Origin of the sequence: Sphingomonas naasensis, from assembly GCF_004792695.1 — a bacterium.
GTDB lineage: Bacteria > Pseudomonadota > Alphaproteobacteria > Sphingomonadales > Sphingomonadaceae > Sphingomonas > Sphingomonas naasensis.
Map to the genome: position 1 here is coordinate 485306 of NZ_SRXU01000002.1, position 23876 is coordinate 509181.

23 protein-coding genes and 1 tRNA gene are annotated in these 23876 nt (G+C 68.6%); 4 read left to right on the plus strand and 20 right to left on the minus strand.

All coding sequences use genetic code 11. The annotated features are described in order from the left end of the window. Positions 1-70 precede the first annotated feature (70 nt). From E5A74_RS07365 to E5A74_RS07410, 10 genes are all read right to left on the minus strand, one after another. Positions 71-1270 (minus strand): TIGR03087 family PEP-CTERM/XrtA system glycosyltransferase, encoded by a 1200-nt coding sequence (locus E5A74_RS07365; protein ID WP_135983599.1) that lies wholly within the window; start codon positions 1268-1270, stop codon positions 71-73. Next, on the minus strand, positions 1270-2331 hold the full coding sequence (locus tag E5A74_RS07370) for a FemAB family XrtA/PEP-CTERM system-associated protein (protein WP_135983600.1): 1062 nt from the start codon (positions 2329-2331) through the stop codon (positions 1270-1272). Before E5A74_RS07370 ends, E5A74_RS07365 begins: the two co-directional genes overlap by 1 nt. Next, positions 2328-3170: an XrtA system polysaccharide deacetylase gene (locus E5A74_RS07375; RefSeq protein WP_420822487.1), complete on the minus strand. Its 843-nt coding sequence runs from the start codon at positions 3168-3170 to the stop codon at positions 2328-2330. Before E5A74_RS07375 ends, E5A74_RS07370 begins: the two co-directional genes overlap by 4 nt. Before the next feature lie 4 nt (positions 3171-3174). Further along, complete coding sequence (locus E5A74_RS07380; RefSeq protein WP_135983601.1) at positions 3175-4323, minus strand: AAA family ATPase; 1149 nt, start codon at positions 4321-4323, stop codon at positions 3175-3177. A gap of 13 nt (positions 4324-4336) precedes the next feature. Continuing rightward, a complete protein-coding gene (locus E5A74_RS07385) occupies positions 4337-5938 on the minus strand; it encodes a hypothetical protein (protein ID WP_206365791.1) in 1602 nt (533 codons plus the stop codon). Beyond that, positions 5935-6912 (minus strand): AAA family ATPase, encoded by a 978-nt coding sequence (locus E5A74_RS07390; protein ID WP_166745682.1) that lies wholly within the window; start codon positions 6910-6912, stop codon positions 5935-5937. The genes E5A74_RS07385 and E5A74_RS07390 overlap by 4 nt, the downstream gene beginning before the upstream one ends. Before the next feature lies 1 nt (position 6913). Continuing rightward, on the minus strand, positions 6914-8425 hold the full coding sequence (locus E5A74_RS07395; RefSeq protein ID WP_135983602.1) for an XrtA system polysaccharide chain length determinant: 1512 nt from the start codon (positions 8423-8425) through the stop codon (positions 6914-6916). A gap of 10 nt (positions 8426-8435) precedes the next feature. Continuing rightward, complete coding sequence (locus tag E5A74_RS07400) at positions 8436-9032, minus strand: XrtA/PEP-CTERM system exopolysaccharide export protein (protein ID WP_420822488.1); 597 nt, start codon at positions 9030-9032, stop codon at positions 8436-8438. 145 nt (positions 9033-9177) lie between these two features. Further along, on the minus strand, positions 9178-10374 hold the full coding sequence (locus E5A74_RS07405) for a pyridoxal-dependent decarboxylase, exosortase A system-associated (RefSeq protein WP_135983604.1): 1197 nt from the start codon (positions 10372-10374) through the stop codon (positions 9178-9180). After that, on the minus strand, positions 10371-11867 hold the full coding sequence (locus tag E5A74_RS07410) for an acyl-CoA ligase (AMP-forming), exosortase A system-associated (RefSeq protein WP_206365792.1): 1497 nt from the start codon (positions 11865-11867) through the stop codon (positions 10371-10373). The genes E5A74_RS07405 and E5A74_RS07410 overlap by 4 nt, the downstream gene beginning before the upstream one ends. 111 nt (positions 11868-11978) lie before the next feature. On the opposite strand from E5A74_RS07410, the gene E5A74_RS07415 reads away from it, so the two are divergent. From E5A74_RS07415 to E5A74_RS07425, 3 genes are read left to right on the plus strand one after another with little or no spacing between them, the layout of a single operon-like run. Then, complete coding sequence (locus E5A74_RS07415) at positions 11979-12215, plus strand: phosphopantetheine-binding protein (protein WP_420822489.1); 237 nt, start codon at positions 11979-11981, stop codon at positions 12213-12215. Beyond that, complete coding sequence (locus tag E5A74_RS07420; RefSeq protein ID WP_135983606.1) at positions 12212-12847, plus strand: hypothetical protein; 636 nt, start codon at positions 12212-12214, stop codon at positions 12845-12847. The genes E5A74_RS07415 and E5A74_RS07420 overlap by 4 nt, the downstream gene beginning before the upstream one ends. Beyond that, a complete protein-coding gene (locus E5A74_RS07425; RefSeq protein ID WP_135983607.1) occupies positions 12835-13629 on the plus strand; it encodes a hydrolase 1, exosortase A system-associated in 795 nt (264 codons plus the stop codon). Before E5A74_RS07420 ends, E5A74_RS07425 begins: the two co-directional genes overlap by 13 nt. Positions 13630-13766: 137 nt before the next feature. Here E5A74_RS07425 and trxB read toward each other — a convergent pair whose 3' ends face one another. The 6 genes from trxB to E5A74_RS07455 form a co-directional block, all read right to left on the minus strand. Then, positions 13767-14738, minus strand: coding sequence for a thioredoxin-disulfide reductase (gene trxB, locus E5A74_RS07430; RefSeq protein WP_135983608.1), 972 nt, complete (start codon positions 14736-14738; stop codon positions 13767-13769). 117 nt (positions 14739-14855) lie between these two features. After that, a complete protein-coding gene (locus E5A74_RS07435) occupies positions 14856-15488 on the minus strand; it encodes a hypothetical protein (protein WP_135983609.1) in 633 nt (210 codons plus the stop codon). Positions 15489-15580: 92 nt separating this feature from the next. Next, positions 15581-15657 (minus strand) — tRNA-Met (locus E5A74_RS07440). 104 nt (positions 15658-15761) lie between these two features. Continuing rightward, entirely contained in the window at positions 15762-16271 is a 510-nt protein-coding gene (locus tag E5A74_RS07445) for a 2'-5' RNA ligase family protein (RefSeq protein ID WP_135983763.1), read from the minus strand. Further along, positions 16268-18199 carry a potassium transporter Kup gene (locus E5A74_RS07450; protein ID WP_420822490.1) on the minus strand — a complete coding sequence of 644 codons (1932 nt, stop codon included), beginning with the start codon at positions 18197-18199 and terminating at the stop codon, positions 16268-16270. The genes E5A74_RS07445 and E5A74_RS07450 overlap by 4 nt, the downstream gene beginning before the upstream one ends. Before the next feature lie 167 nt (positions 18200-18366). After that, positions 18367-18837, minus strand: coding sequence for an Lrp/AsnC family transcriptional regulator (locus E5A74_RS07455; protein ID WP_135983611.1), 471 nt, complete (start codon positions 18835-18837; stop codon positions 18367-18369). A 137-nt stretch (positions 18838-18974) separates the two neighbouring features. Here E5A74_RS07455 and ald point away from each other — a divergent pair, with 137 nt between their 5' ends. Then, positions 18975-20081 carry an alanine dehydrogenase gene (ald, locus tag E5A74_RS07460; RefSeq protein ID WP_135983612.1) on the plus strand — a complete coding sequence of 369 codons (1107 nt, stop codon included), beginning with the start codon at positions 18975-18977 and terminating at the stop codon, positions 20079-20081. A gap of 154 nt (positions 20082-20235) precedes the next feature. Here the strand turns inward: ald and E5A74_RS07465 are convergent, their stop codons facing one another. From E5A74_RS07465 to E5A74_RS07480, 4 genes are all read right to left on the minus strand, one after another. Then, positions 20236-20892 carry a tetratricopeptide repeat protein gene (locus E5A74_RS07465; protein WP_240699714.1) on the minus strand — a complete coding sequence of 219 codons (657 nt, stop codon included), beginning with the start codon at positions 20890-20892 and terminating at the stop codon, positions 20236-20238. Further along, complete coding sequence (locus tag E5A74_RS07470; protein WP_135983765.1) at positions 20889-21284, minus strand: cytochrome c-type biogenesis protein; 396 nt, start codon at positions 21282-21284, stop codon at positions 20889-20891. The genes E5A74_RS07465 and E5A74_RS07470 overlap by 4 nt, the downstream gene beginning before the upstream one ends. A 128-nt stretch (positions 21285-21412) precedes the next feature. Next, a complete protein-coding gene (locus E5A74_RS07475; RefSeq protein ID WP_135983613.1) occupies positions 21413-21937 on the minus strand; it encodes a redoxin family protein in 525 nt (174 codons plus the stop codon). Next, complete coding sequence (locus E5A74_RS07480; RefSeq protein ID WP_135983614.1) at positions 21934-23868, minus strand: heme lyase CcmF/NrfE family subunit; 1935 nt, start codon at positions 23866-23868, stop codon at positions 21934-21936. Before E5A74_RS07480 ends, E5A74_RS07475 begins: the two co-directional genes overlap by 4 nt. Positions 23869-23876: the final 8 nt, after the last annotated feature.

The window sequence follows — 23876 nt, forward strand, 5'->3', positions numbered from 1 at the left end:
GCGTGCCGCTTCCACCGCGCATCGAACCGCGCCGCGACGGCGGTGAAGTCGCTCTGGGGAACCGCGACGGTCACGCCGCCGCCACTTGCGTCGCCGCGAGGCCGAGCAGCGCATCGAGCGGCGCCAGCCGCGCATCCCAGCCATAGCGCGCGATCACCCGCGCGCGCGCCTCGCGGCCGAGCCTCGCCGCGTGCTCGCGGTCGGAAAGCAGCGTGTTCACGGCTTCCTCGAGATCGGCCGCGGTCGCCCCGACGGCGATCGTGCCGTCATGGTCGATCCCTTCCGCCGCTGCGCTCGACGCGACCACCGGCCGCGCCATCGCCATCGCCTCGAGCACCTTGTTCTGGATCCCCCGCGCGAGCTTGAGCGGCGCCACCACCACCGCGGCCGCCGCCAGCCAGCCGCGCACATCGGCGACCTCGCCGGTGACGGTCACGCCGTCGTGGCGCGCCAACGCCTTCACCGCCTCGCCCGGATTGCGCCCGACGATCGCGAAACGCGCCTCGGGATGCGCCACGCGCACTCGCGGCAGGATCGCCTCGACGAACCAGCTCACCGCCTCGATATTGGGCCGGTAATCCATTTGTCCGGTGAACACGATCAGCGCCTCGCCCGCTTCCACCGGCGCGAACGCCGCCGCGGGGTCGAAGAGCGCGGTGTCGATGCCGTTCTCGATCGCCTCCACGCGTTCGGCGCCGGTCGCGCCCCGGAACAGCGCCGCCTCGGCATCGCTGACGAACAGGCTCGCATCGGCACGCGCCGCCACGGCTTGCTCGAAGCCCTGCAGCAGCCCAGCCTCGCGCGCATAGAGCCAGCGCATCGCCCCCTTCGCTTCCTCGGCATAGGCGGCGAACTTGGCCGAATCCATGTCGACGAAATCCATGATCACCCGCGCGCCCGGCTCGGCGGGCAGATATTGCGCCATCTGGCTCGAGAAGACGAAGATCGTGTCGATATCCTCCCGCGCCAGCATTTCGGCGACCACGCGGCGCATCGCGGCATGGTCGAACGCAGTCAGCGACAGCGGCCGCCCCGACGCCAGTGCCTGCAGCCCCGCCACGATCTGCGGCTTCGACCGCCGCACGATCGCACGACTTGCGGTCAGCGCCGCCAGCTCGGGCCGGTCCATGTCGCGCGCATCGTCGGCGAACGCCGCCAGATGGACCCGCCCGCGCGCCGCGAGATGCCGGAGCATGTGAAAGCTGCGGATCTTGTCGCCACGGTCGGGCGGAAAAGGCACGCGGTGCGCGAGGAAGAGAATGTCTCCCATCAGCCGAGCCCGCGCGCGATCCACGGGCCCAGCCGGTTCGCCGCCCAGAGCGGCAGCCGCTTCCACGCGCGCACCTGCAGGCTGTATTTCGGATCGAGCGGATTGATCTTGCGTGCCGTCGCGCCTTCGGGTGCGCGAGTGAAATAGGCGAGCGGTTCGGGCTCGAACCCCCAATTCTTCTTGAACGCCGCCGCGCCCGTCCCCGTCTTGGAGCGCCCGAAATCGAAGCGCGTGCAGCCGCGTTCGCGGGCGTGGCGCATCAGCGCGAAATACATCGCATCGTTCGCGCGCAGCGCCCGCGCCGCTTCGCCCCCGCCGCCCCAATAGGGATAGACGGTGCCGTTCCAGTAGAGGCTGAGCACGCTCGCCACGCCCAGCCCCTGATGGCGCACGGTAAGCATGTCGGCGCCCGCGCCGAACCCGGCGAGAACTTCGGCGAACAAGGCGCGTGGAAACACCGGCGTTCCGAGGTTGCGCACCGACTCGGCATAGAGCGCGTAGTGGGCCGCAGCGTCGGTGCCGGTCTCGATCGCGAGGTCGTTGGTGAACGACCGCCGCACCTCGGCGCGCTGCTTGCGCGGGATCGCGAGCAGCTCCGCCTCGTCGTCGCCCGCGAGATCGCGCGCGAAGCCGCAATAAGTCGTCGCGTCGACCTGCCACGCCGCCCCCGGGTTCGCGCCACCGCGCAGCTCGACCGTCGGGCAGCTCAGCCGCCCCGCCAGCGCCCAGGCCGCCTTGGCAAGCGCGTCCGCAGTCGCGGGCTTGTCGGCGAGGATGCCGCCGCCGACCCCGAACCCCGCGGAAACCAGCGCGCGCCCGAACAACGGCGAATGCACTTCGGTGAGCGGCAGCACCCCCGCGATACCGCCTGCGCCCTCGGCGACCAGATAATGGCTGTTCTGCCGGCAGCCGCGTGCCACGGCAGCGCTCCACACCGGGAGATGGAAGGGCGTAGCGCCGGGCTGTTCGAGCAACCACGCGCCGATCCGCGCGCGCTCGTTCGCGTCGCCCAGATCGGCGACGCGCAGCGCCAGCGGCCGCGCCAGCAACGGCGCGTTCACTGCAGCCGCTCCGCCTCGCGCGCGGCGATCGTGTCGATCCGACCCCATGCATGCGTATCGATCAGCTTCGCGAGCTTGCCAGCCATCGCGCCGAGCCGGGCATAGTGCCTGAGCTTCGACTTGAGCGGGGCGTTGGCAACGCGCGGCTGACCGGGATCGACCTCCCACGGATGGAAATAGAAGATCGCCGGCGTCGCGCCCGCATTGGCCGTCCGCACCGCACGATCGGTCACGCCGTTGGGCAAAAGACGGAAAAAGCCACCGCCGGCGGTGATCTCGCGCCCGAACACGGTCGCGATGGTGACGGGCAACTCGATCAGGCCGGCATCCGCGACGGGGCGGAACGGACCGCGCGGCGCCTCGGGCCAGCCATAATGATCATGTCGGATCGGCGCGATGCTCGACGAATAGAGATAGCCCGCCTCGGCGAGTTCGGCATGCGCCCAGGGGGTGCGCGCGTCGATCGAGAAGCTCGGCGCGCGATAGCCGATCACTTCGGTCCCGCTCGCATCCTCGAGCGCCGCGCGCGCGTCGGCAAGGTCGGCACGGAATTGCGCCGCGTCCATCGTGAAGACGCGCTGATGCGCCCAGCCATGGCTGGCGACTTCGTGCCCGGCGTCGGCGATGCGGCGGATCAGCGCCGGATAGCGCTTCGCCACCCAGCCGAGCGTGAAGAAAGTGGCCTTGACCTCCGCCGCGCCGAACAGGGCGAGCACGCGATCGGTGTTCGCCTCGACGCGATGCTCGAGCCGGTCCCAGTCGTCGCGCGCGATCGTCTTCTCGAACGCACCGACCTGAAACCAGTCCTCGACATCAACCGAGAGCCCGTTGGTCAGCATGCGCTCAGGCAGCCGCGTGCCCGCGCAGGCTCGACAGGTCCGGCCGACGCTCGCCGTCGCCGCTCTCGACCCAGTCGACGAGCAGGGTCAGCACGCGGCGCAGCGCCGCATCCTGTTCCTGGATCTGCTTCTCGAGCGCGGCGATGCGGAGATCGATCATGGGGTCGGCGACCGGCACCGGGGCCGGTGCGGGTGCGGGTGCGGGAACTTCCGCCTCCGCGATCAGCGGGCGCGCCTTGCCCGGATCCGACGACGTCGGGATGCCCATCGCCAGCGGCGCGATGTCGCGCAGCTCGAGCGGCTCGACGAACGCATCGTTGCGCTTCGCTGCCGGGGCGCCCGCGGAGTCATTGTCGAGATCGGCGATCACCGCCGCCACTTCGGGCGCGCCGAAGGTATCGAGCTGCTCGATCGCGCCGAACAGGAGCACGCGGCCAGCGAGCTGGTTGACGCGGCGCGGGATGCCGCCCGACCAACGGTGCATCGCCGCCAGCGCGTCGTTGGTGAAGCGCGGCTTGCCGCGCCAGCCGACGCACGACAGGCGGTGGAGCAGATAGGGCTCGACTTCGGCCGGATCCATCGGGGCGAGATGGTGCATCGCGATCACGCGCTGACGCAACTGCTCGAGCGTGCCGTCCTGCAGGGTCAGCCGGAACTCGGGCTGGCCGAGCAGGAAGATCTGGAGCAGCGGATAGCCGCCGGCCTGGAAGTTGGAGAGCATGCGCAGCTCTTCGAGGCTTTCGGCGGGCAGCGCCTGCGCCTCGTCGATGATCAGCAGCGTGCGGCGCCCGTCGCGCGCGACCGCGTGCAGGCCATGCTCGATCGCGGCGAGCATCGCCGCCTTGCTCGCGCCGGTCGCGTCGATCTCGAGCCCCGCGCACACGGTCTGGAGCAGATCTTCGGGGCGCAGCTGGGTCGAGACGATCTTGATGACGTTGAGGCGCTGCTCGTCGATCTCGCCGAGCAGATGCCCCATCAGCGTGGTCTTGCCCACGCCCGGATCGCCGGTGATCACCACGAAGCCTTCGCCCTGGCTCAGCCCATAGCCGAGATAGGCCATCGCCTTGCGATGCGTCGCGGTATCGAACCAGAAGCGCGGATCCGGCGTCAGCTGGAAGGGCCGCCCGCTCAATCCATAATGGTCGTCGTACATCTGCCTCAGTCCCTCAGAACCCGTAGCGGAGACCCACCAATGCCTGCGCCTGCGCGGAAGCATTGTTGTCGCCTTCCCTGTCGAAACCGAACAGCCCGAGCGACGCGGTCGCGCCGAGCGGTCCGAATGTGTGCGTATATGCCGTGTTCGCGCCCCAGCCCAGGATGCCCTGCGCATTGGCGAGGTCGGTATCGTAGTAGCTGCCGAACACGCTGGTGCTGACCGAGCCGTTGCGGCCGACATCACCCGAGGCGAACAGCTGCGCGTAGATGCTCTCGTCCGACGTGCCGTCGATGCTCACCCCGCCCACGCTCTGCGGCGCGAGGAAGGTGCGCCGCGCATAGCCGCCGCCGATGCCGATCCGCGTGCTGCCGCGATTGAGCACCGCGATGCCGGTTACGCCGCGGGCGCGATAGGCCGAGGTGACCGTCGAAGCGAACACCTGGTTGAGGCAGCCGCCTGCCGCGGCGCCGTTGGTGCCGAAGATGCAGCCGCCGAACTGGTTACCGAACGGATCGGTGGTGGTCACGAACGCAGTCGGCAGCCGGGTCAGCTGGCCGTTGAGCTCCTGCCCGAAGGTCTCGACGCTGTCGTACACGCCGATCTGCACGCCGCTGCCCGGGCCGATCTGATAGCTCGCCGATCCGGTGTAGCTCATCGAGCCATAGCGCCGGCCGACGCGCGCCTCGAGGAAGGTGCGGCGGCTCGGGCGCCAGATCACGCCCGCGTCCCAGAAAGTGCCGTCGAAATCATAGGCAATGCGGCGCGGCGAGGCCGGATCGGTCACGAAGCGCCCGTTGCGGTCGATCACCGGCGCGCCGCCGCTGATCAGCGCGTCGCGCTGGCTGACTTCGATCTTCTCGTAGCCGACGCCCGCCGTGAGCGCGACGCCGCGCCCGACCGGCAGCACCACGTCGCCGCGCGCGTATTTGCCTTCGAAACGCTGGTCGAGCTGCCCGGCATCCTCGCGGGTGTAGGAACCGCTCGCAGTGACGCCGACCGGCAGCACCGTCCCCGACTTCACCCCGACGCTGGCAGTCGCGACATGAACCTTCGAATCGTCGTAACGATCGAGCGGCGGCTGGCCCGCGGGAACGCCGGTGCCGCCATTGGGTGCCTCGACCTTGGTATAGCCGAAGCGATAGGCGGCGTTGGCGAACGCCGGGCCGATATGCGTGGCGAGGCTCGGCCCGACATAGCCGGCGAACACTTGGCTACTGTTGCCGACATTGCCCTGCGAGGTCGCGAACGCGTCGCCGCGGATATCCGCGCGGCCGCGCGCGGCGATCGCGCCAGCCTCGATCGTCAGTTCGGGAGTGATCTTGGCGCGTGCCTGGGCGAGGCCGCTGTGCATCGAATCGTCCGCCAGATCCTTGTCGTAGGAGAAGCGGTGCTCGTACTGGTAGCTGACCTGCACCTCGACACGGCGGCTGGTCACCTGCGCGTCGATGCCGGCGCCGACCGTCGAATAGGTCAGCACGTCGCCGCCCCGGTTGAGATCCGAGACGAGCACCTGGCTCGCCTCGATATAAGGCGTCACGCGCGTCCGCTGCGCCTGTGCCGGCGCGGCGGCGCAGAGCAGCGCGACCCCCGCGGTGATGACAAGCCGGGTCACTCCCCCGCCTCCCCGTAATAGCTTCCGAACCGGCGACCGCCGGGCTGGAACGAAACCGAATTGAGCAGCAGCTGGATGTGCTCGCAGCCATCGAGGGTGTTGACCGCGTCGCGCAGATCGCTCTCGCTGGTGCGATCGGCGCGGACGACGAGCATCACCTGCCCGACCAGCGCGGCCAGCACCGATGCGGGCGAGGCGGCGAGCGCCGGCGGCGAATCGAAGATCACGATGCGGCGCGGATTGGCACGCGCCAGCCCGTCGACGATCGCCCGCGCGCGATCGCTCGCCAGCAGCTCGGTGTCGCTGTTGCTGTGCGCGCCGGCGGGCAGCACCGAGAGCTGCGGCACATCGGTATCGATGATGCAGTCCTCGACATTCGCCACCGCACCCGAAAGCGCGTCGAGCAGGCCCGGCCCCTCGGGCAGGCCCAGCCGCCCGAGCACGTCGGGCTTGGCGAAATCGGCGTCGACGAGCAGGATCTCCATGTCCTTCTCGGCCGCCATCGAGAGCGCGAGGTTGATCGCGCAGAAGGTCTTGCCCTCGTCGGGCTGCGCCGAGCAGACGAGGATCATCCGCGCGCGATCGGCCGCGCCGGCATCCTGCCCCGCCACGGCGCGCGCGGTGAGCAGCAGCTGGCGCTTCACCATGCGGAACTCTTCCGCCATCGCGGTCACCCGGTCGCCCGGCACCAGCATCCCGCCCTCGCGCAGCGCGATCCGGTCGATCGGGGCTTCGCGACGGCCGGTGCGCGGTGCCGGCCGGGGCTGCGGCGCAGGCTGCGGCACGGGCGCAGGCGCCTCGACCTCGGCCACCACCTCCGGCAGCTCGGGTGCGATCTCGGTGAGCGTCAGCGGCTCTTCGTCGGGCACCGAAATCGGCACGACCGGTGGAGTCGCCGGGCGCAGATAGCCATATTGCTCGGCCGCCCGTTCGAGCAGCGAGCCACGATAGCGGCGCGGGGTTTCGTCGTTCATCTCAGGCCCCCATTCCGCGCTGGACCATCTCGAGCCCGAGCATCCCGACAAAGGCCACCGCCAGCCCCGCGGCTGCGCCCATGAACAGCCGCAGCTTGCGGCGGCGCAGCGCAACTTCGGCGCCGCTCAGCACTTCGCCGATCGATCCGATCACCGGCATCCCGCTCACCTTTTCGAGTCGTGCCGCAGTCGGGAAGGTCGTGGTCAGCTTGTCGAGCCCGAACGCCCCCGCCACGCCCGCGCCCAGCCCAGCGATCAGTACCGCGGCGAGCAGCAGCGGCCGATTGGGCTTGGTCGGCGCGCGCGCCAGCGTCGGCGGATCGACGATGTCGAACTTGACCGCGTCGGTCTCGGTCTGCGCCTGGCTGCGGATGCGCACCTGCTCGCGATCCGAGAGCAATTTGTCATATTGGTCCTTGAGGACCTGATATTCACGGTCGATCTGGCCCTGCTCGGCAGCGACGCCGGGCGATTCGGCCATCTTGGCCTCGAACTGGGCGAGATCGCCTTCGATCTGGCTCTTGCGCTGGGTCAGCGCCGCAACGGTAGAGGCCTTGTCGGCCTGCATCGCCTTGAGGCTCAGATAGAGCGGATTGCTCGCGCCCGCCGCGCCACTCACCGCAGGCTCTGCGCGTGCGGCGGCTTGCGCCTGGGCGAGCTGGCTGTTGAGCGCGATCATGTCGGGATGGCTGTCGGTCCAGCCGCGGGCGCGGCCCTCGGCGAGTTGCCCCTGGATCGCCTGTAGCCGCGCGCGCGCCGGTCCGGTGACTGCGCCGCCCTGCCCCGCGACATTCATCGGCGTGCCTGCCATCTGGCCGTTGACCGCGCTCAGCCCGCTCTGCGCCGCAGCGAGGTCGGACTGGACCTGCGCCAGCTGTGCGCGCGCCGCACCGATCCGGTCGTTGAGCGATCCGGTGCCCGGCAGCGCGCCGAGATAGCGCGCGGCGAAATCGGCCTTCTTGGCTTCGGCTTCCTGCAGCGCCTTCTGGCGGACGTCGAGCTGCTGGTCGAGGAAGCGCAGCGATTGGCCGCTGGCATCGCGGCCGTCGGCGAGATTCTCCTCGACGAACACGTCGATCAGCTTCTGCGCGATCTGCTGCGCGAGCCTGCCGCTCGGCGCGGTCACGGTGATCTCGAACAGATTGTCCTGCTGCGCGGTGAGCTTGATCGCCTTTTGCAGCCCCGCGATCCGATCGGCGACATCCTGGTTGGTCGACACGGTCTTCGCCATGTCCGTGCCGCGCACGACCTTCTCCAGATTGACCGCCGAGGTCAGCGTCTGGCGCACCCGATCGATGTCGCGCTGCTGCTGCTGCGCCGAGGCGACACCATCGGTCGGCAGGATCTGGCGCAATTGCACGAAGATCCGCGCGCGCGATTCATAGCTGTTCGGCATTTGCGACACGACCAGCCAGCCCGCGAGGCACAGCCCCCAGGCAATGGCGAGCGCGATCCAGCGCCGCATCCAGATCGCGTGTAGCGCCGCGCGCGCTTCGTCGAAGAGACTGCCCATCCGCCGCGCCTCAGAACATGCTCTCGGGGATGATCAGCACATCGCCCGGTTCGAGGCGGACATTCGCCGAGATATCGCCGTTCTTGAGCAGGTCGCCGAGGCGGACCTTGTACTCGCGCTGCTTGCCGGTCGCCTTGTCGTAGCGCACCAGCCGCGCGCGATTGCCCGAAGCATATTCGCTGAGGCCGCCCACCGCGATCATCGCGTCGAGCGCGGTCATGTTGGCACGGTAGGGGATCGATGCCGGCTTCTCGGTCGCGCCGACGACACGGACCTGCTGGCTATAGGTGCCCGAGAAATTCTCGACGATCACCGAGACGATCGGATCCTTGATATACTCGCCGAGCGCATACTTGAGATCGTCGGCGAGCATCGCGGGCGTCTTTCCCACCGCGGGCATATCGTTGATCAGCGGCGTGGTGATCCGGCCGTCGGGGCGCACCTGCACCTTGGCCGACAGCTCGGGATTGCGCCACACGAAGACATTGAGCTGGTCCATCGGGCCGATGACATATTCGTCGCTCGGCGCCTCGCGGGTCGCGACGCTGCCTGCGGGCGGCAATTCGGGCCGGCTCCCCCCGGAGCACCCCGACAGCAGGGTGGCCATGACGCCAACGCCTGCCAAAACCCCGCCAAACGACTTGAAAACCATGTTCGAGCTCCCTCCCCAACGAGGTCGAGCGCGGCCGACGTCTCGTCCGCTCCCCCGCCTGGATCAGGGTCAGCTATGGTCTTCAGAGGTAAAGATAGCGTTAGGCGTGGTCCGCACCCACCAGCAACTCGCGCGCCGGCGGATGCCCGAGGAACGCCGCGGGACTGGCGCTGGCGCCATAGGCCCCCGACGCGAAGATCGCGATGACGTCACCCACCCGCGTGGTCGGCAGCGCCACCCGGTCGGCGAGCCGGTCGAGCGGGGTGCACAGCGGCCCGACGATCGTCACCACTTCCTCGGCAGGATCCTGCAGCCGATGCGCGACCGCGACCGGATAGTTGCGCCGCACCACCGTGCCGAAATTGCCGGTCGCGGCGAGGTGGTGGTTGAGCCCGCCATCGACGACGAGAAAGGTCTCGCCTTGGCTCTGCTTGCGGTCGACGACGCGCGCCAGATAGACCCCGGCCTCGCCGACCAGCCAGCGCCCGAGCTCGATCGCGTAGCTGGTGCGCAGCTTGCCGATCTCCTCGCCCAGCGCCGCCCCGATCGCCTCGACATCGAGCGGCGTGTCGCCGGGGAAATAGGGGATGCCGAACCCGCCGCCGAGATTGACCAGAGGCGGCGCGCGGTGCGCCTCTTCGGCGATCCGCGCCGCCAGCGCCACCGTCGCCGCCTGCGTCTCGATCACCGCCTGGGTATCGAGCGACTGGGATCCGGCGAAGATGTGCAGCCCGCGCCACTCGGCGCCGCCGAGGATCAGCCTTTTGACCAGCCCTGCGACATGCTGCGCCTCGACTCCGAACGGCGAAGCGCGCCCGCCCATTTTCATCCCCGATCCGCGCAGCTCGAAATCGGGGTTCACCCGCACCGCGAGCCTCGGCCGCATCTCGATCAGCCCGCCGATCGCCAGCGCGCGCTGCGCCTCGCTCTCGGACTCCACATTGATCGTCACCCCCGCGCGGATCGCCAGCTCGATCTCGGCATCGCGCTTGCCCGGTCCGGCAAAGCTGATCGCCTTCGCCGCCATGACGTCGAGCGCGCGATCCATCTCGCCCGCCGAGGCGACGTCGAGCCCGTCGACCAAGGGCGCGATCGCCTTGAGCAACGCGGGCAAGGGATTGGCCTTGATCGCGTAATGCACCGCCACCGCGTCCGGCAGCGCCGCGCGCAACCGCGCGATCCGCGCCGCGACGATGGCGAAGTCGTAGACATAGGCCGGCGTCGGCTCGTCGAGCCACGGCAGCGCGGCAAGGTCGCGGAATTCGGGCGGGATCGGGCCAAAGGCCTTGGGGTTCATGCCACGCTCCCCCGCAACGCCGTCCGATCGAGCTTGCCATTGGCGTTGCGCGGCAACTCCGCCCGCCAATCATAGCGCGCCGGCTGGAGGAAGCTCGGCAGTTCGCGCCGCAGCCGCGTCCGCAATTCCGCCTCCCGCGAACCGTCACCGCGCGCGACCACCACGATCGCCTGCCCCAGCCTTTCGTCGGGGACACCGAACGCCGCTGCCTCGGCCACTTCGCCGCCACTGAGCACCGCATCCTCGATCTCGGTGGGGCTGATCCGGTTGCCCGCGCTCTTGATCATCTCGTCGTCGCGCCCGACGAAGCGCAGCAGCCCCTCGCCGTCCTCGACCACCGTATCGCCCGACCATACCGCCATGCCCGTGCTTGTGGCGAATTCGGGCGCCGGACGGAAGCGCTGCGCGGTCCGTTCCGCATCGTGCCAATAGCCCTGCGCGACCAGCGGCCCGGCATGGACCAGCTCACCCGGCTCGTCCGGGGCGGCGCGGGTGCCGTCGGGGCGCACCACGAGGATCTCGGCGAAGGGGATCGCCCGCCCGATCGACTCGGGGCGCGCATCGACCAGCGCCGGATCGAGATAGGTCGAGCGAAACGCCTCGGTGAGGCCGTACATCGGATAGAGAGCGGCGTTGGGAAAGCGCGCGCGCAGCCCGCGCACCAGCCGCGGGGTCAGCGCCCCCCCCGAATTGGTCAGCCGACGCAGCCGGATGGCGGTCTCCGCCGGCCAGTCCGCCTCGAGCAGTTGCACCCAGAGCGGCGGCACCCCGGCAAGGCTGGTGACTTCATGACGCTCGACTGCCTTCACCACGTCGCGCGCAGTGAGATAGTCGAGCGGAATCACGCGCCCGCCGGCGGCCCAGGTCGACAGCAGCTGGTTCTGGCCATAATCGAAGCTCAACGGCAGCACGCCGAGCACGCGATCCTCAGAACCAATCTGAAGATAATGCGCCACGGCGATGGCTCCGAGCCATAAATTGGCGTGACTGAGCATCACCCCCTTGGGCCTTCCGGTCGACCCCGAGGTATAGAGGATCGCCGCGAGCGCAGCCGGATCGGCGTTCGACGGCCCCAGCCGATCGTCCGAAATCAGCTCCTCCTCGGTGACGATCCGGCACCCCGCCGGCACGTCCCCCGGCTCGAGCGCCGCGATCCGGGCCTCCTGCGTCACCAGCACCCGCGCGCCGCTATCGGCGAGGATATGCGCGACCTGCGCGCGCTTGAGCACCGGATTGATCGGCACATGCACCAGCCCCGCGCGCGGCGCCGCCAGCGGCATCAGGCACGCCGTGCGCGTCTTGGGCAGCCAGCTCGCCACGCGGTCGCCCGCCGCCAGCCCGTGCGCGGCCAGCCGGTGCGCGAGTTCGCCCACGCCCGCTTCAAGCCCGGCATAGGTCAGCGTTCCGGCGCGGTCCTCGAGCGCCACCGCATCGGCCGCGCCGCGCAGCGGCAGCGTGTCGATCGGTTTCGGAACGGGATCGAGCGCTATCATCGCCGCCGACCTTAGCCTTGGCAGCGCACCCGCCAAGCCTTACGGAGGCGAAAAATCGCTCGCAGGGGATACGCATTGCAGCGCGAAGGGTTCGCAGAGGTTGAAAACGCCGTGCGCGGAGTGCTCCGCGACGTGCTGGGATTGAGCGCCGAGCGCGCCGCGGCGTTCCGTGAGGACACGCCGCTGTTCGGCGCGCTGCCCGAGCTCGATTCGCTCGCGGTGGCGGGCGTGCTCACCGAGATCGAGGATCGCCTCGGCATCCTGATCGAGGATGACGAAGTCGATGGCGAGATGCTCGAGAGCTTCGGCGCGCTCACCCGCTTCGCCGCCGACAAGGCGCTCGGTTGATCGACCAGTACGATTGGGCCGGCGGCCGCGAAGCGATGCTCCGCTTCGGTCCGGATACCGGCCCGGTCGTCGTCGCGGCGCTGCCTCTGTTCGAGGAAGCCAATCGCACCCGCGCTTTCGTGGTGACGATCCTGCGCCAGCTGGCCGAGCGCGGCATCGCCGGCGCGCTGCCCGAACTGCCCGGCCAGGGCGAGAGCCTGCTTCCGACGGAAGCGGCGACCTTGGCAGATCTGCGCGCCGGATTCGCGGCGGCGTGCGCGCGGTTCGACAAGGCCTATGCATTCGCCGTCCGCAGCGGCGCCCTGCTCGACACCCAGGCTGAATCAGCCGGGCGCTGCCATCTCGTCCCGACCACCGGCGCCGAGCTGGTCCGCGAGCTCGGCAGGCTGCGCGGCCTGAATGACGGCAACAACTATGCCGGCAACCTGCTGTCACCGGCACTGCTCACCGAGCTCGAGACGGCGATGCCGGCCGCCGCGCGCACCATGCGCTTCGAAGGCGATGCCCGCGCCGCTGACGTCAAGCTGCAAGGTGCGCCGCTCTGGCGCCGCGCCGAGCCCGACAATGATCCCGCGCTAGCCCATCTGCTGGCCGACGATATCGCCGCCTGGGTGCGCGCATGCGAAGCCTGATCGAATTCGCCTGCGCCGGCGAGACGCTGGTCGGCACGCTCGACGCCGCGCCGGGGACCACCGGGCTGCTCATCGTCTCGGGCGGCAACGAGATCCGCGCCGGTGCGCATAGGGGCATGGCGCTGCTCGCCGCGCGGCTCGCCGAGGCAGGATATCCGGTGTTTCGCTTCGACCGCCGCGGCATCGGCGACTCGAGCGGCGACAATCGCGGGTTCGAGAGCAGCGCCGAGGATATCGAAGCGGCGGCAACGATTTTCCGCCGAAACGCCCCGCACCTCACCCGGATCGTCGGCTTCGGCAATTGCGACGCCGCTGCTGCGCTCGCCCTGTTCCACCGCACCGCCAAAATCGACGCACTGATCCTCGCCAATCCCTGGGCTGTAGAGGAACAAGCTGACGACCTGCCCCCCGCTGCCGCGATCCGCGCCCATTATGCCGAACGCCTCCGCGACCCTCGCCAGTGGCTGAGAGCACTACGGGGCGGGGTTGATATTTCAAAGCTCGTCAGAGGGTTATTGAAGTCTTCTGCAAGTCAGTCGCAAGCACCGGACACGCTGGCCGCACAGCTCGCCGAGGCATTGAGCACCGCCGAAATACCCGTCCTGCTGCTCCTCGCGCGCCGCGACAACACCGCCATCGCCTTTCTGGACGCCTGGTGCGGGACCGCTTTCGAGCAGGCCCGGGGCAAGGCCGAAGTGGAGCAGCGCGACACCGCAAGCCATAGCTTCGCCTCTCCGGACGACAAGAACTGGCTGTTCCAACGGGTGCTCGCCGCGCTCTGACTCGCGCTTGCAATGTAGGATTTCGCCTGCTGCACTGCCGCTCCCGAGCTTCGCCTCGGCCGCTCTTTGCACCAGGTCAAATCAGCTGCGCGGACCGCCTTGGCCTCACTTTCGCCTAACCTTCCGCGCTTACCGCGTCACTCCGCCGCTTCGGCGACCTGCTCGAAATCGGCTTCGGCGAGGAAGCGCTCGGCGTCGAGCGCGGCCATGCAGCCGGTGCCCGCGGCGGTGATCGCCTGGCGGTAGTGCTTGTCCATCACGTCGCCGCACGCGAACACGCCGGGGACGTTGGTCCGCGTCGTGCCCTTGTCGACGGTGATGTAGCCGTCATCGTCGAGCGCGATATGGCCGCGGAACAGCTCAGTCGCCGGATGGTGGCCGATCGCGACGAACCCGCCATCGACCTCGAGCGTCGAGAGCTCGCCGGTCTCCATGTCCTTGAGTTCGATGCCGACGAGGCCGGTCACCCCGCCGCCATCGATGAAACGCTCGACCTTCTTGTTCCAGAGCGTCGTGATCTTCTCGTTGGCGAACAGCCGCTGCTGGAGGATCTTCTCCGCGCGCAGGCTGTCGCGGCGATGGATCAGCGTCACGTCATGGCTGTGGTTGGTGAGGTAGAGCGCCTCCTCGACCGCGGTGTTGCCGCCGCCGATCACCGCGACCTTCTTGCCGCGGAAGAAGAAGCCGTCGCAGGTCGCGCAGGCGCTGACGCCCTTGCCCTTGAGCAATTCCTCCGAATCGAGCCCCAGCCACTTGGCCTGCGCACCGGTCGCGATCACCAGCGTGTCGCCGAGATAGACGGTGCCGCTGTCGCCTACCATGCGGAACGGGCGCTGCGAGACATCGACCTCGACGATCGTGTCCCACAGCATCTGCGCGCCGACATGCTCGGCCTGCGCCTGCATCTCCTGCATCAGCCACGGGCCTTGGATCACTTCGCGGAAGCCGGGATAATTCTCGACGTCGGTGGTGGTCATCAGCTGACCGCCCGGCTGGATGCCCTGCACCACGATCGGCGCAAGCCCGGCGCGCGCGCCATAGATGGCGGCGGAGAGGCCGGCCGGGCCCGAGCCGAGGATGAGCATGCGAGTCGAATGGGTGGCGGTCATGGGTCGTCCGATATCTCTGGGATACCGCATCTAGGGGTTCGGCATCGCCGAGCGCAACATGGGTTGCCGCTCCGGCGACGCCGACAAAGCAAATTTATGTGGGCAGATAGGCGCGGATCAGCGCGCCGCCGGCAAATACGCCTTGGGGATCGGATATTTCTCCGATTCCTGCATCCAGAAGACGTTGACGATCCACCAGCGCTTGCCGTCGTTGAACAGCTGGATGCTGTTGATCCCGCGGATCGGCGGCGCCTCGCCGCTCTGCGAGTGGCCGTCATAGGTCGAGAAGACGTGCGCGACATAGCCATAGTGATCGGTCTTGCGGGCGATCTCGACCTCGTGGAAGCCGATCCGCTCGACGAACGGGCCGCTATGGCTGACATAATCCTCGGGCGTCAGCACCCGCGCCCGCGCCACCGGGCTGTCCTTGGGCATGCCGGTGGGGATGAGTTTCGCGCCGGGATAGAAGAGCGAGCGGAAGCGATCCCAGTCGCGCTTCTGCCCGACATCGCCCGAGATCGTCCCGTAAAGCGCGGCGAGGATCGCATCGATCGATGCGACGTCCTCCGCCTTGGCCGCCGGAATGCCGGCAAAGGGGTCGCCGGGTGCCGCAGGCGCCTGGGGCTGCGGCTGCGGCTGCGGCTGCGGCTGCTGTTGTTGTTGTTGTTGCTGCTGCGCGGCTGCGGGAAGCGCCGAAAGCGCCAGAAACGCCGCGCCGGCGAGCGCGCGAAGGACGAGGGTATCGGGCATGCAGGACCTTCCTGTTCGTGCGTGATGCCCGAAGCTTAGAAAGTCGACCGGCGCAGGGATAGCGCCGCGCTTGCGCGAAATGAGGGGGAAGGTGGTAGCGGAGGAGGGACTTGAACCCCCGACACGCGGATTATGATTCCGCTGCTCTAACCAACTGAGCTACTCCGCCCCAATCAGGCGCACGCAGCTTTGCGAAGCACCCATCAAAGGCTCGCCCCTTCCGGGCGAGGGCGCGACATAGGTCCCGCTTTTCGCCCGGTCAAGCCGGCATCTTCACGCGAACATGTGCCGCGAATGCGGTTCCCACGGCCCGCCGCGATACCACCAGCTCGCCAACCCCGCGATCTCGACCTCGCGCGGCACGAAATCGCGCGAGAGGGCCGCCAGCACAACCTTGGCGAGCGACGGCCGCACCTTGTTCTGCACCGTGACATGGGGGCGCCAGCGCCCGGCATCCTGCGGCATCAGCAGCCCCGCGAACGCAGCGCTCAACCTCTCGCGAATCGCCATCAGTTCGGGCGCCTCGATCCGGTACGCCACCCCGCCGCCGAGCGACATCAGCCCGGTCACCTTCGCCCGCGGCGCGCGGACGCCGCGCGTCTCGGCCGACAGCCGCTGCTTCAGCTCCTCGCTCACGCCGGGCGGCAGATGGTGGAACAGGGTCAGATGCGCGGGCAGCACGTTGCGCTCGGGCGGATAATGGTCGCGGCGCAGCGTATCGAACCACGCCTGGTCCTGCCGCCCGAACAGGACGGTGACGATCAGGGGCGCGCTGGCGCTCAGATCTCGACCTGGCTCCCCAGCTCGACCACCCGGTTGGTCGGCAGGCGGAAGAACTCCATCGCGCTTTCGGCGTTGCGCAGCATCCACGCGAACAGCTTCTCGCGCCAGATCATCATCCCCGGCCGCGACGAGGGGAGCAGCGTCTGCCGCGCGAGGAAGAAGCTCGTGTCCATCATCTTGAACTCGGCGCCGCACGCGCTGACCTGTTTGAGCGCCGCGGGCACATCGGCCTCCTGCATGAAGCCGTAGAACAGGATCATGCGGTGGAAGCCCTTGCCGAGATCGTCGACCTTCATCCGTTTCTCGTCGGGCACATAGGGCACGTCGGCGATCTTCACGGTGAGCAGGATCACGCGTTCGTGGAGCACCTTGTTGTGCTTCAGATTGTGGAGCAGCGCGTGCGGCACGCCGTCGGGAGTCGAGGTCATGAACACCGCGGTGCCCGGCACCCGCGCAGCGGCGATCGCGGCCGATTCGATGAAAATCTTGATCGGCATCGCGCTCTCGCGCAGCCGCTCGATCATCAGCTTGCGCCCCTTGGCCCAGGTCGTGAGCAAGGTGAAGACGATGAAGCCCACCAGCAGCGGGAACCAGCCGCCGTCGGGCACCTTGGTCAGGTTCGCGGCGAAATAGGCGAGATCGACCGCGAAGAACAGCGCGAGCAGCGGGATCGCGTAGCGCTTCTTCCACTGCCACAGCGCGAACAGCACCACCGCGAGCAGGCAATTGTCGATCAGCATCGCGCCGGTGACCGCGATGCCATAGGCCGCGGTGAGGTTCGACGAGGTGCGGAACGACAGCACCAGCAGGATCACCATCGTCATCAGCGCCCAGTTGATCACCGGGATGTAGATCTGCCCCGCGGTCGAGGCGCTGGTATGCTCGATCTTGAGCCGCGGCACGAAGCCGAGCTGGATCGCCTGCTGGGTGACCGAGAAGGCGCCCGAGATCACTGCCTGCGAGGCGATGATCGCCGCCATCGTCGCGAGGATCACCAGCGGCAGCTGCAGCCCTTCGGGCGCGAGCATGTAGAAGGGGCTGGTCAATGCGCTGGCGCCGTCGCGCATCAGCAACGCGCCCTGCCCCATATAGTTGAGGATCAACGCCGGCAGCACGAACCACAGCCACGAGACGCGGATCGGCTTGCGCCCGAAATGCCCCATATCGGCGTAGAGCGCCTCGGCACCGGTTACCGCCAGGACCACCGAGCCGAGCGCGAGGAAGGCCCTGACCGGATCGAGCAGGAAGAAATCCACCGCGTGAGTCGGCGACAACGCCCAGAGGATCTCCGGCGTCCGGATGAAGCTCAGCACCCCCAGCGTCGCGATGACGAGGAAATAGAGCATCATGATCGGGCCGAACAGCGCGCCGACGCGCGCGGTGCCGGTCCGCTGGATCGAGAACAGCATCACGAGGATCACGACCGCGATCGGGATCACCAGATTGGCGAAGCTCGGCGCCGCGATCGCCACGCCCTCGACTGCCGACAGCACCGACACCGCCGGGGTGATCATCGAATCGCCGTAGAACAGCGCGGTGGCGAACACGCCGAGGAGCACGATCCCCTGCGTCCAGCGCTTCTGGTTGGCGCTGCGCGAGATCAATGCGAGCAGCGCGAGGCTGCCGCCCTCGCCCTTGTTGTCGGCGCGCATGATGATCGTGACGTATTTGAGCGTCACCACGACCATCATCGACCAGAACATCAGGCTGATCACGCCCATGATGTGGACGGTGTCGAGGTCGAGCTTGTGGTGTCCGGCAAAGGTCTCGCGAAAGGCGTAGAGCGGGCTGGTGCCGATGTCGCCGAAGACGATGCCGATCGCGCCGAGCGCGAGCTTCCACGTCGCGTCTGCGGCGTGGCCGTGCGCTCCATGCGACTCGTCGGGCGTCGGGCGCGTCTCCGCTTGCCCGCTTGCGTTGATGTTCACTGTCGCGGCTGTCGCGCGAGGGAGGGAACCGGCCTGGTCATACGACCTGTGTTCTCGTCTGCGATAAAGTGCGCGGGCCGTTAGCACGTGCAACATGCGCTAGCAACGGGGCCCGATCGACGCAGATGGTCATCCCAGCGGAGACGCGCAAGGGCCCGTCTTGTTCCTCAACGATCGGGCGCGAACAGCGCATCGGCCTCGCCGCGGGTGGGCACCGCGCGCAGCACGAAGCTCGAGTTGATCGTCACCACACCGGGCAGACGCCCGAGATGCTCGCGGTGAAGTCGTTCATAATCATCGAGATCCTGCGCGAGCACCTTGAGCCGATAATCCTGCCCGCCGGAGACCAGCGCGCACTCGACCACACCGTCGATCTCTGCCACGGCGCGCTCGAACCGTGCGAGATCCTCCTCGACCTGCGTGCCGAGCGTGATGTCGACCAGCGCGGTGATCCGGAAACCCAGCAATCTATGTCCCAGTCTGGCACCATAGCCGGTGATATGGCCCGAAGCCTCGAGCGCCTGGATCCGCCGCGTGCACGCCGATTGCGAAAGCCCCACCGCCGACGCGACATGGCTCACCGGCGCGCGCGCATCGGCCGCCAGCAGCTTCAGGATTGCCGTGTCGATCCGATCCACCGCGCAAATATCTCCGATTTTGGCCGTCATTACCGCAAATTCATGCGCGAAAGCCAGCGCGAATTGATGAACTTTGCAGAGATTCGCGGCGGTATCTTGCGATACTATTCGCGCCACACGGACTCTGGAGAGATGCCATGCGCGTTGGTGTGCCCAAGGAAATCAAAAATCACGAATATCGCGTCGGCCTGACCCCGGCCTCGGTCGCCGAGCTGATCCACGCCGGCCATGAGGTGCTGGTCGAGACCCGCGCCGGCATGGGGATCGACTTCGCCGACGAAGCCTATACCAGGGTCGGCGCGAAGATCGCCCCCGATGCCGCAGCGGTGTTCGCCGGGTCGGACATGATCGTGAAGGTCAAGGAGCCGCAGCCGCAGGAAATCGCGCTGCTCGAGCCGCGCCACACGCTGTTCACCTATCTCCATCTCGCCGCCGACAAGCCGCAGGCCGAGGGGCTGATGCGGTCCGGCGCGACCTGCATCGCCTATGAGACGGTCACTTCGAACTCGGGCGCCCTGCCCTTGCTCAAGCCGATGAGCGAAGTCGCCGGCCGCATGTCGGTCCAGGTCGCCTCGCACTATCTCGAGAAGGAGCAGGGCGGCCGCGGCGAGCTGCTCGGCGGCGTTCCGGGCGTCGCGCCGTGCAAGGTCGCGATCCTCGGCGGCGGTGTCTCGGGGATCAACGCCGCGCAGATGGCCACCGGCCAGCGCGCCGACGTGACGATCTACGACATCAACAACGAGCGTCTCGCCGAGCTCGACATGCATTTCGGCAGCCAGATCAAGACTGCCTATGCCTCCAAGGCCGCGATCGCCGAGGCCGTGAAGACGTCGCAGGTGGTGATCGGCGCGGTGCTGGTGCCCGGCGCAGCGGCACCCAAGCTGGTCACCCGCGACATGCTCAAGACGATGATGCGCGGCTCGGTGCTGGTCGACATCGCGATCGATCAGGGCGGCTGCTTCGAGACCTCGAAACCGACCACGCACGACGATCCCGTCTACGAGATCGACGGCGTGATCCATTATTGCGTCGCCAACATGCCCGGCGCGGTCGCGCGCACCTCGGCCTTCGCGCTCAACAACGCGACGCTGCCCTTCGTGCTGCGCCTCGCCAATCTCGGTGCCGAGGCCGCGATGAAGGCCGACAAGCACCTCGCCAACGGCCTCAACGTCTACAAGGGCAAGATCGCCTTCAAGGCCGTCGCCGACGATCTCGACCTGCCCTACGAGGCGTGGGCGGGCTGACCCCTCATCCCCCTCCCTCTTAGGGAGGGGTCAGGGGTGGGTAGAAAAGGTCGGGGCTCGACGCCCCGGCCTTTTCTATTTGTTGAGACGCCAGGATATGGCTCGCTACGCTCGCACCCACCCCCTGCCCCTCCGTTGCAGGGAGGGGAGCGAGTCAGGGCCTCGGCGTCGCCGCCTTCTCCTCCGCCGCCTTCGCCGCGAGAAACTGGTCGAGCAGGAACAGCCGCACCACCAGCTGCGGCCGATAGCTCGCCTTCTCCGGCGTCAGCGCGACTGCCTTCGCCCAGAGCGGCCGCGCTTCGGCGAACCTGCCCTCGCGGATCAGCGCCAGCCCGTAGAAGAAGGGCGGCCCGGGGTGCTGCGGCCCCAGCTGGAGCGCGCGCTCGAACGCGAACTTCGCTGCCGGCGAGACCTGATTGCCGTCATTCTCGGCGAGCTTGACGCCGAGCCACATCCACGCGCCCGGATCGCCGCCGGCTTGCCGCGTCGTCAGGATCATCGCGCGCACCGCGGTGTCCGGCGCGCCCGCCCGCGTCATCGCGTCGGCGCGCATGAAGGAACCCCAGGTGAAGTTGAACCGCCCGAACATCGCGTCGCGGATCGCGATCACTTCGGGATCGATCTCGCTCGTCTTCTTGACCGACGTCACCGGATGCCCTGCGAGCCCCGGGCTGCCTTGCCACGCATAGCCCGCCGCGCCGAGCGTCAGCGCGGTGGCCGCAACGGTCCACAGCTTGCGCGGGAAACCGGTCAGCCACAGCAGCAGCCCGGCACCGAGCGCGATCGCCAGCAGCATCGCCCAGCCCATCATGCCCGCCGCCTCCGGAACACCCGGCGCGCGAGCAGCAGCCCGATGGCGAGCAACACCAGCGGCGCGAGCCAGAGCGGCGCGGTGACCCAGCTCAACGGCGGATCATAAGTGACGTAGTCGCCATAGCGCTCGACCAGCCATTTGCGCACCTGCCCCGGCGATTCCCCCGCGGCGATCTTCTGGCGCACCAGCGCGCGCATGTCGCCCGCCATCTCGGCATCGCTGTCGGCGATCGACTGGCCCTGGCAGACGAGGCAGCGCAGCGTGTCCATCAGCGCCTTGGCCTTCGCCTCCTGCGCGGGGTCGGCCAGCTGGGTATAGGCGAGCGCGGCGGGAGGAAGATTGGAATCGGCCAGCACAGGCGTGCCAAGCGACAACGCCAGCCCCAACATCACCGTCACCCCGGCCTTGTGCCGGGGTCCACTACGCGGCCTGGTGGGGGCGAGGAGCCGGGAAGCCATCGCGCGCCGCACGGTGGATCCCGGAACCAGTCCGGGATGACGGAAGGAGAAAGACTCCCTCACTTCGCCTTCTCCAGCTCGCCGAGCAGCTTCAGCACGTCCTCCTCGCGGATCTCGCCGATATGCTGGTACGCGATCCGCCCCGCGGCATCGATCACGAAGGTCTCGGGCACGCCCGCCGAACCCAGCGCCAGCTGCGCGCGGCTCGCTTTGTCGTCGCCGATCCGCGCATAGGGATCCCCGTGGCGCGCAAGGAAGGCCTGTACCGCCTCGGGCGTGTCGCGCACCGCGATCGCGTCGATCTCGACGCCCGCCTGTTTGAGCTTCGTCAGCTGCGGCGCCTCGGCGATGCAGGGGATGCACCAGCTCGCGAAGACGTTGAGCAGCCGCGGCTTGCCCTTCAGCTCGCCCGTCGCGATTCCCGGCCTGTCCGGCAGCAAAGGCGGCAGCGCGAGCTCGGGGAGCGACTTGCCGACCATCGCCGAATGCACCGTCCGGTCGCCCGGCTTGAGCAGCCCGCTCGCGACCAGCGCGAACACCAGGGCGAACAGCACCAGCGGCGCCCAGATCAGCAGGCGCCTCATGCCCAGGCCTCCGCCTCGTCGGCGCGGCGCTCGCGGCGGACTCGCCCGATCAACGCCAGCGCGCCACCCAACGCGATCAGCCCGCCGCCGAGCCAGATTAGCGTCACGAACGGCTTCCACCACAGCCGGATCTGCCAGCGCCCCTGTTCGTCGCCCTGCCCGAGCACCGTGTAGAGCTGGCCGTCGAGCATCGTCGAGATTGCCGCCTCGTTGGTGTTGGTCGGCGGGGTGCTGAAGAAGCGCTGTTGCGGGAACAGCTCGAACATCTTGCCTTCGCCGCGCCGCACTTGCAGCCGTGCCTCGAGCGCCGACCAGTTCGGGCCGATCGCCGGATGCACATCGGCCAAAGTCACGCGGAACGGCCCGACGGTGACGTTCTGCCCGACCGCGATCGCCGCGAGCCGCTCGGTCTTGAACGCGCTGTCCGCCGCCATCCCGGCGATGCTCACCGCCACGCCGAGATGCGCGATCACCATCCCCCAGACATGCAGCGGCGTCCTGCGCAGGTTGCGCCGCGCCACCGGCACCACGCTCGCCACGGCGAGCCCGACCGCAAGCGCGATGCCCAGCACCGGCACGAAATGCGCGCCGCCCGAAAGCGCGAAGACCAGCGCGAAGGCCGCGCCCGCCGCCGCGGTCGGCACCAGCGCGCGCTTCGCCAGCGCGTTCCAGTTGTCGCGCCGCCAGCGCAGCAGCGGGCCCGCCGCCGTCGCGACCATCAGCACCAGCGCCACCGGCACCAGCGCCTTGTTGAAGAAAGGCGCGCCGATCGACAGCTGCACCCCCGCCGCCTGCGCCGCGAGCGGATAGAGCGTGCCGATGAAGACGACGCCGAGGATCACCGAGAGCAGCAGATTGTTGAGCACCAGCGCGCCCTCGCGGCTGACGAGCTGGAAGGTCGCCCCCTGGGTGACGGTGCCCACCCGCGCGCCGAACAGCGCCAGCGCTCCGCCGATATAGATGCCGAGGAGCGCGAGGATGAAGGTGCCGCGCGTCGGATCGACCGCGAAGGCATGGACGCTGACGAGGATCCCCGAACGCACGAGGAAGGTGCCGATCATCGACATCGCGAAGGCGACGAGCGCGAGCATCAGCGTCCATGCGCGCAGTCCGTCGCGGGTCGCGAGCACGGTCACCGAATGGAGCAGCGCGGTCGCTGCCAGCCACGGCATCAGCGATGCGTTCTCAACAGGATCCCAGAACCACCAGCCGCCCCAGCCGAGCTCGTAATAGGCCCAGTAGCTGCCTGCGGTGATCCCGATCGTCAGGAAGATCCACGCCGCCAGAACCCAGGGCCGCATCGCCCTGGCAAAGGCTGGACCGACGTCACGCATCAGCAGCGCGCCCACCGCGAAGCTGAACGCCACCGAAAGCCCGACATAGCCGAGATAGAGCGTCGGCGGATGGAAGGCGAGGCCGGGGTCCTGCAGCAGCGGATTGAGCCCCTGCCCGTCCGGCGCCGGCGGATTGAGCCGCACGAAAGGGTTCGAGGCGAAGGCGAGGAACGCGTAGAAGCCCAACCCGATCGCCGCCTGCGCGCCCAAAGTCGCCGCGAGCGTGCCCCCGGCCAGCCGCCGCTCGAACATCGCGACTCCCGCGCCCGCGGTCGCCAGCACGGTGACCCAGAGCAGCATCGAGCCCTCATGGTTCCCCCACGCGCCCGCGACCTTGTAGAGCATCGGCTTCAGCGAATGGCTGTTCTCGGCGACCAGCAGCACCGACATGTCGCTGCGCACGAACAGCGCGATCAGCAGGCCGAACGCGAGCAGCGCCAGCAGCCCCTGCACCAGCGCCGTCCGCCTGAGCGCGGTCATCAGCGGTGCCACGTTCGGGTTCTCGCGATGCCGCGCCGCGCCCCATGCCAGCAATAGCTGGACCAGCGCGAACGCCGCCGCCAGCCACAAGGCGGCAAGCCCTGCCTCGGCGATCATTTGGCGCC

Bases quoted from the DNA above. Each gene is read 5' to 3' on its own strand.
- E5A74_RS07475 (WP_135983613.1), bottom strand. From the start codon at position 21,937: ATGAGGCGCCTGCTGATCTGGGCGCCGCTGGTGCTGTTCGCCCTGGTG.
- E5A74_RS07410 (WP_206365792.1), bottom strand. From the start codon at position 11,867: ATGATAGCGCTCGATCCCGTTCCGAAACCGATCGACACGCTGCCGCTG.
- E5A74_RS07365 (WP_135983599.1), bottom strand. From the start codon at position 1,270: ATGGGAGACATTCTCTTCCTCGCGCACCGCGTGCCTTTTCCGCCCGAC.
- E5A74_RS07395 (WP_135983602.1), bottom strand. From the start codon at position 8,425: ATGGGCAGTCTCTTCGACGAAGCGCGCGCGGCGCTACACGCGATCTGG.
- E5A74_RS07465 (WP_240699714.1), bottom strand. From the start codon at position 20,892: ATGATGGGCTGGGCGATGCTGCTGGCGATCGCGCTCGGTGCCGGGCTG.
- E5A74_RS07380 (WP_135983601.1), bottom strand. From the start codon at position 4,323: ATGTACGACGACCATTATGGATTGAGCGGGCGGCCCTTCCAGCTGACG.
- E5A74_RS07400 (WP_420822488.1), bottom strand. From the start codon at position 9,032: ATGGCCACCCTGCTGTCGGGGTGCTCCGGGGGGAGCCGGCCCGAATTG.
- E5A74_RS07405 (WP_135983604.1), bottom strand. From the start codon at position 10,374: ATGAACCCCAAGGCCTTTGGCCCGATCCCGCCCGAATTCCGCGACCTT.
- trxB (WP_135983608.1), bottom strand. From the start codon at position 14,738: ATGACCGCCACCCATTCGACTCGCATGCTCATCCTCGGCTCGGGCCCG.
- E5A74_RS07435 (WP_135983609.1), bottom strand. From the start codon at position 15,488: ATGCCCGATACCCTCGTCCTTCGCGCGCTCGCCGGCGCGGCGTTTCTG.
- E5A74_RS07390 (WP_166745682.1), bottom strand. From the start codon at position 6,912: ATGAACGACGAAACCCCGCGCCGCTATCGTGGCTCGCTGCTCGAACGG.
- E5A74_RS07480 (WP_135983614.1), bottom strand. From the start codon at position 23,868: ATGATCGCCGAGGCAGGGCTTGCCGCCTTGTGGCTGGCGGCGGCGTTC.
- E5A74_RS07425 (WP_135983607.1), top strand. From the start codon at position 12,835: ATGCGAAGCCTGATCGAATTCGCCTGCGCCGGCGAGACGCTGGTCGGC.
- ald (WP_135983612.1), top strand. From the start codon at position 18,975: ATGCGCGTTGGTGTGCCCAAGGAAATCAAAAATCACGAATATCGCGTC.
- E5A74_RS07375 (WP_420822487.1), bottom strand. From the start codon at position 3,170: ATGCTGACCAACGGGCTCTCGGTTGATGTCGAGGACTGGTTTCAGGTC.
- E5A74_RS07470 (WP_135983765.1), bottom strand. From the start codon at position 21,284: ATGTTGGGGCTGGCGTTGTCGCTTGGCACGCCTGTGCTGGCCGATTCC.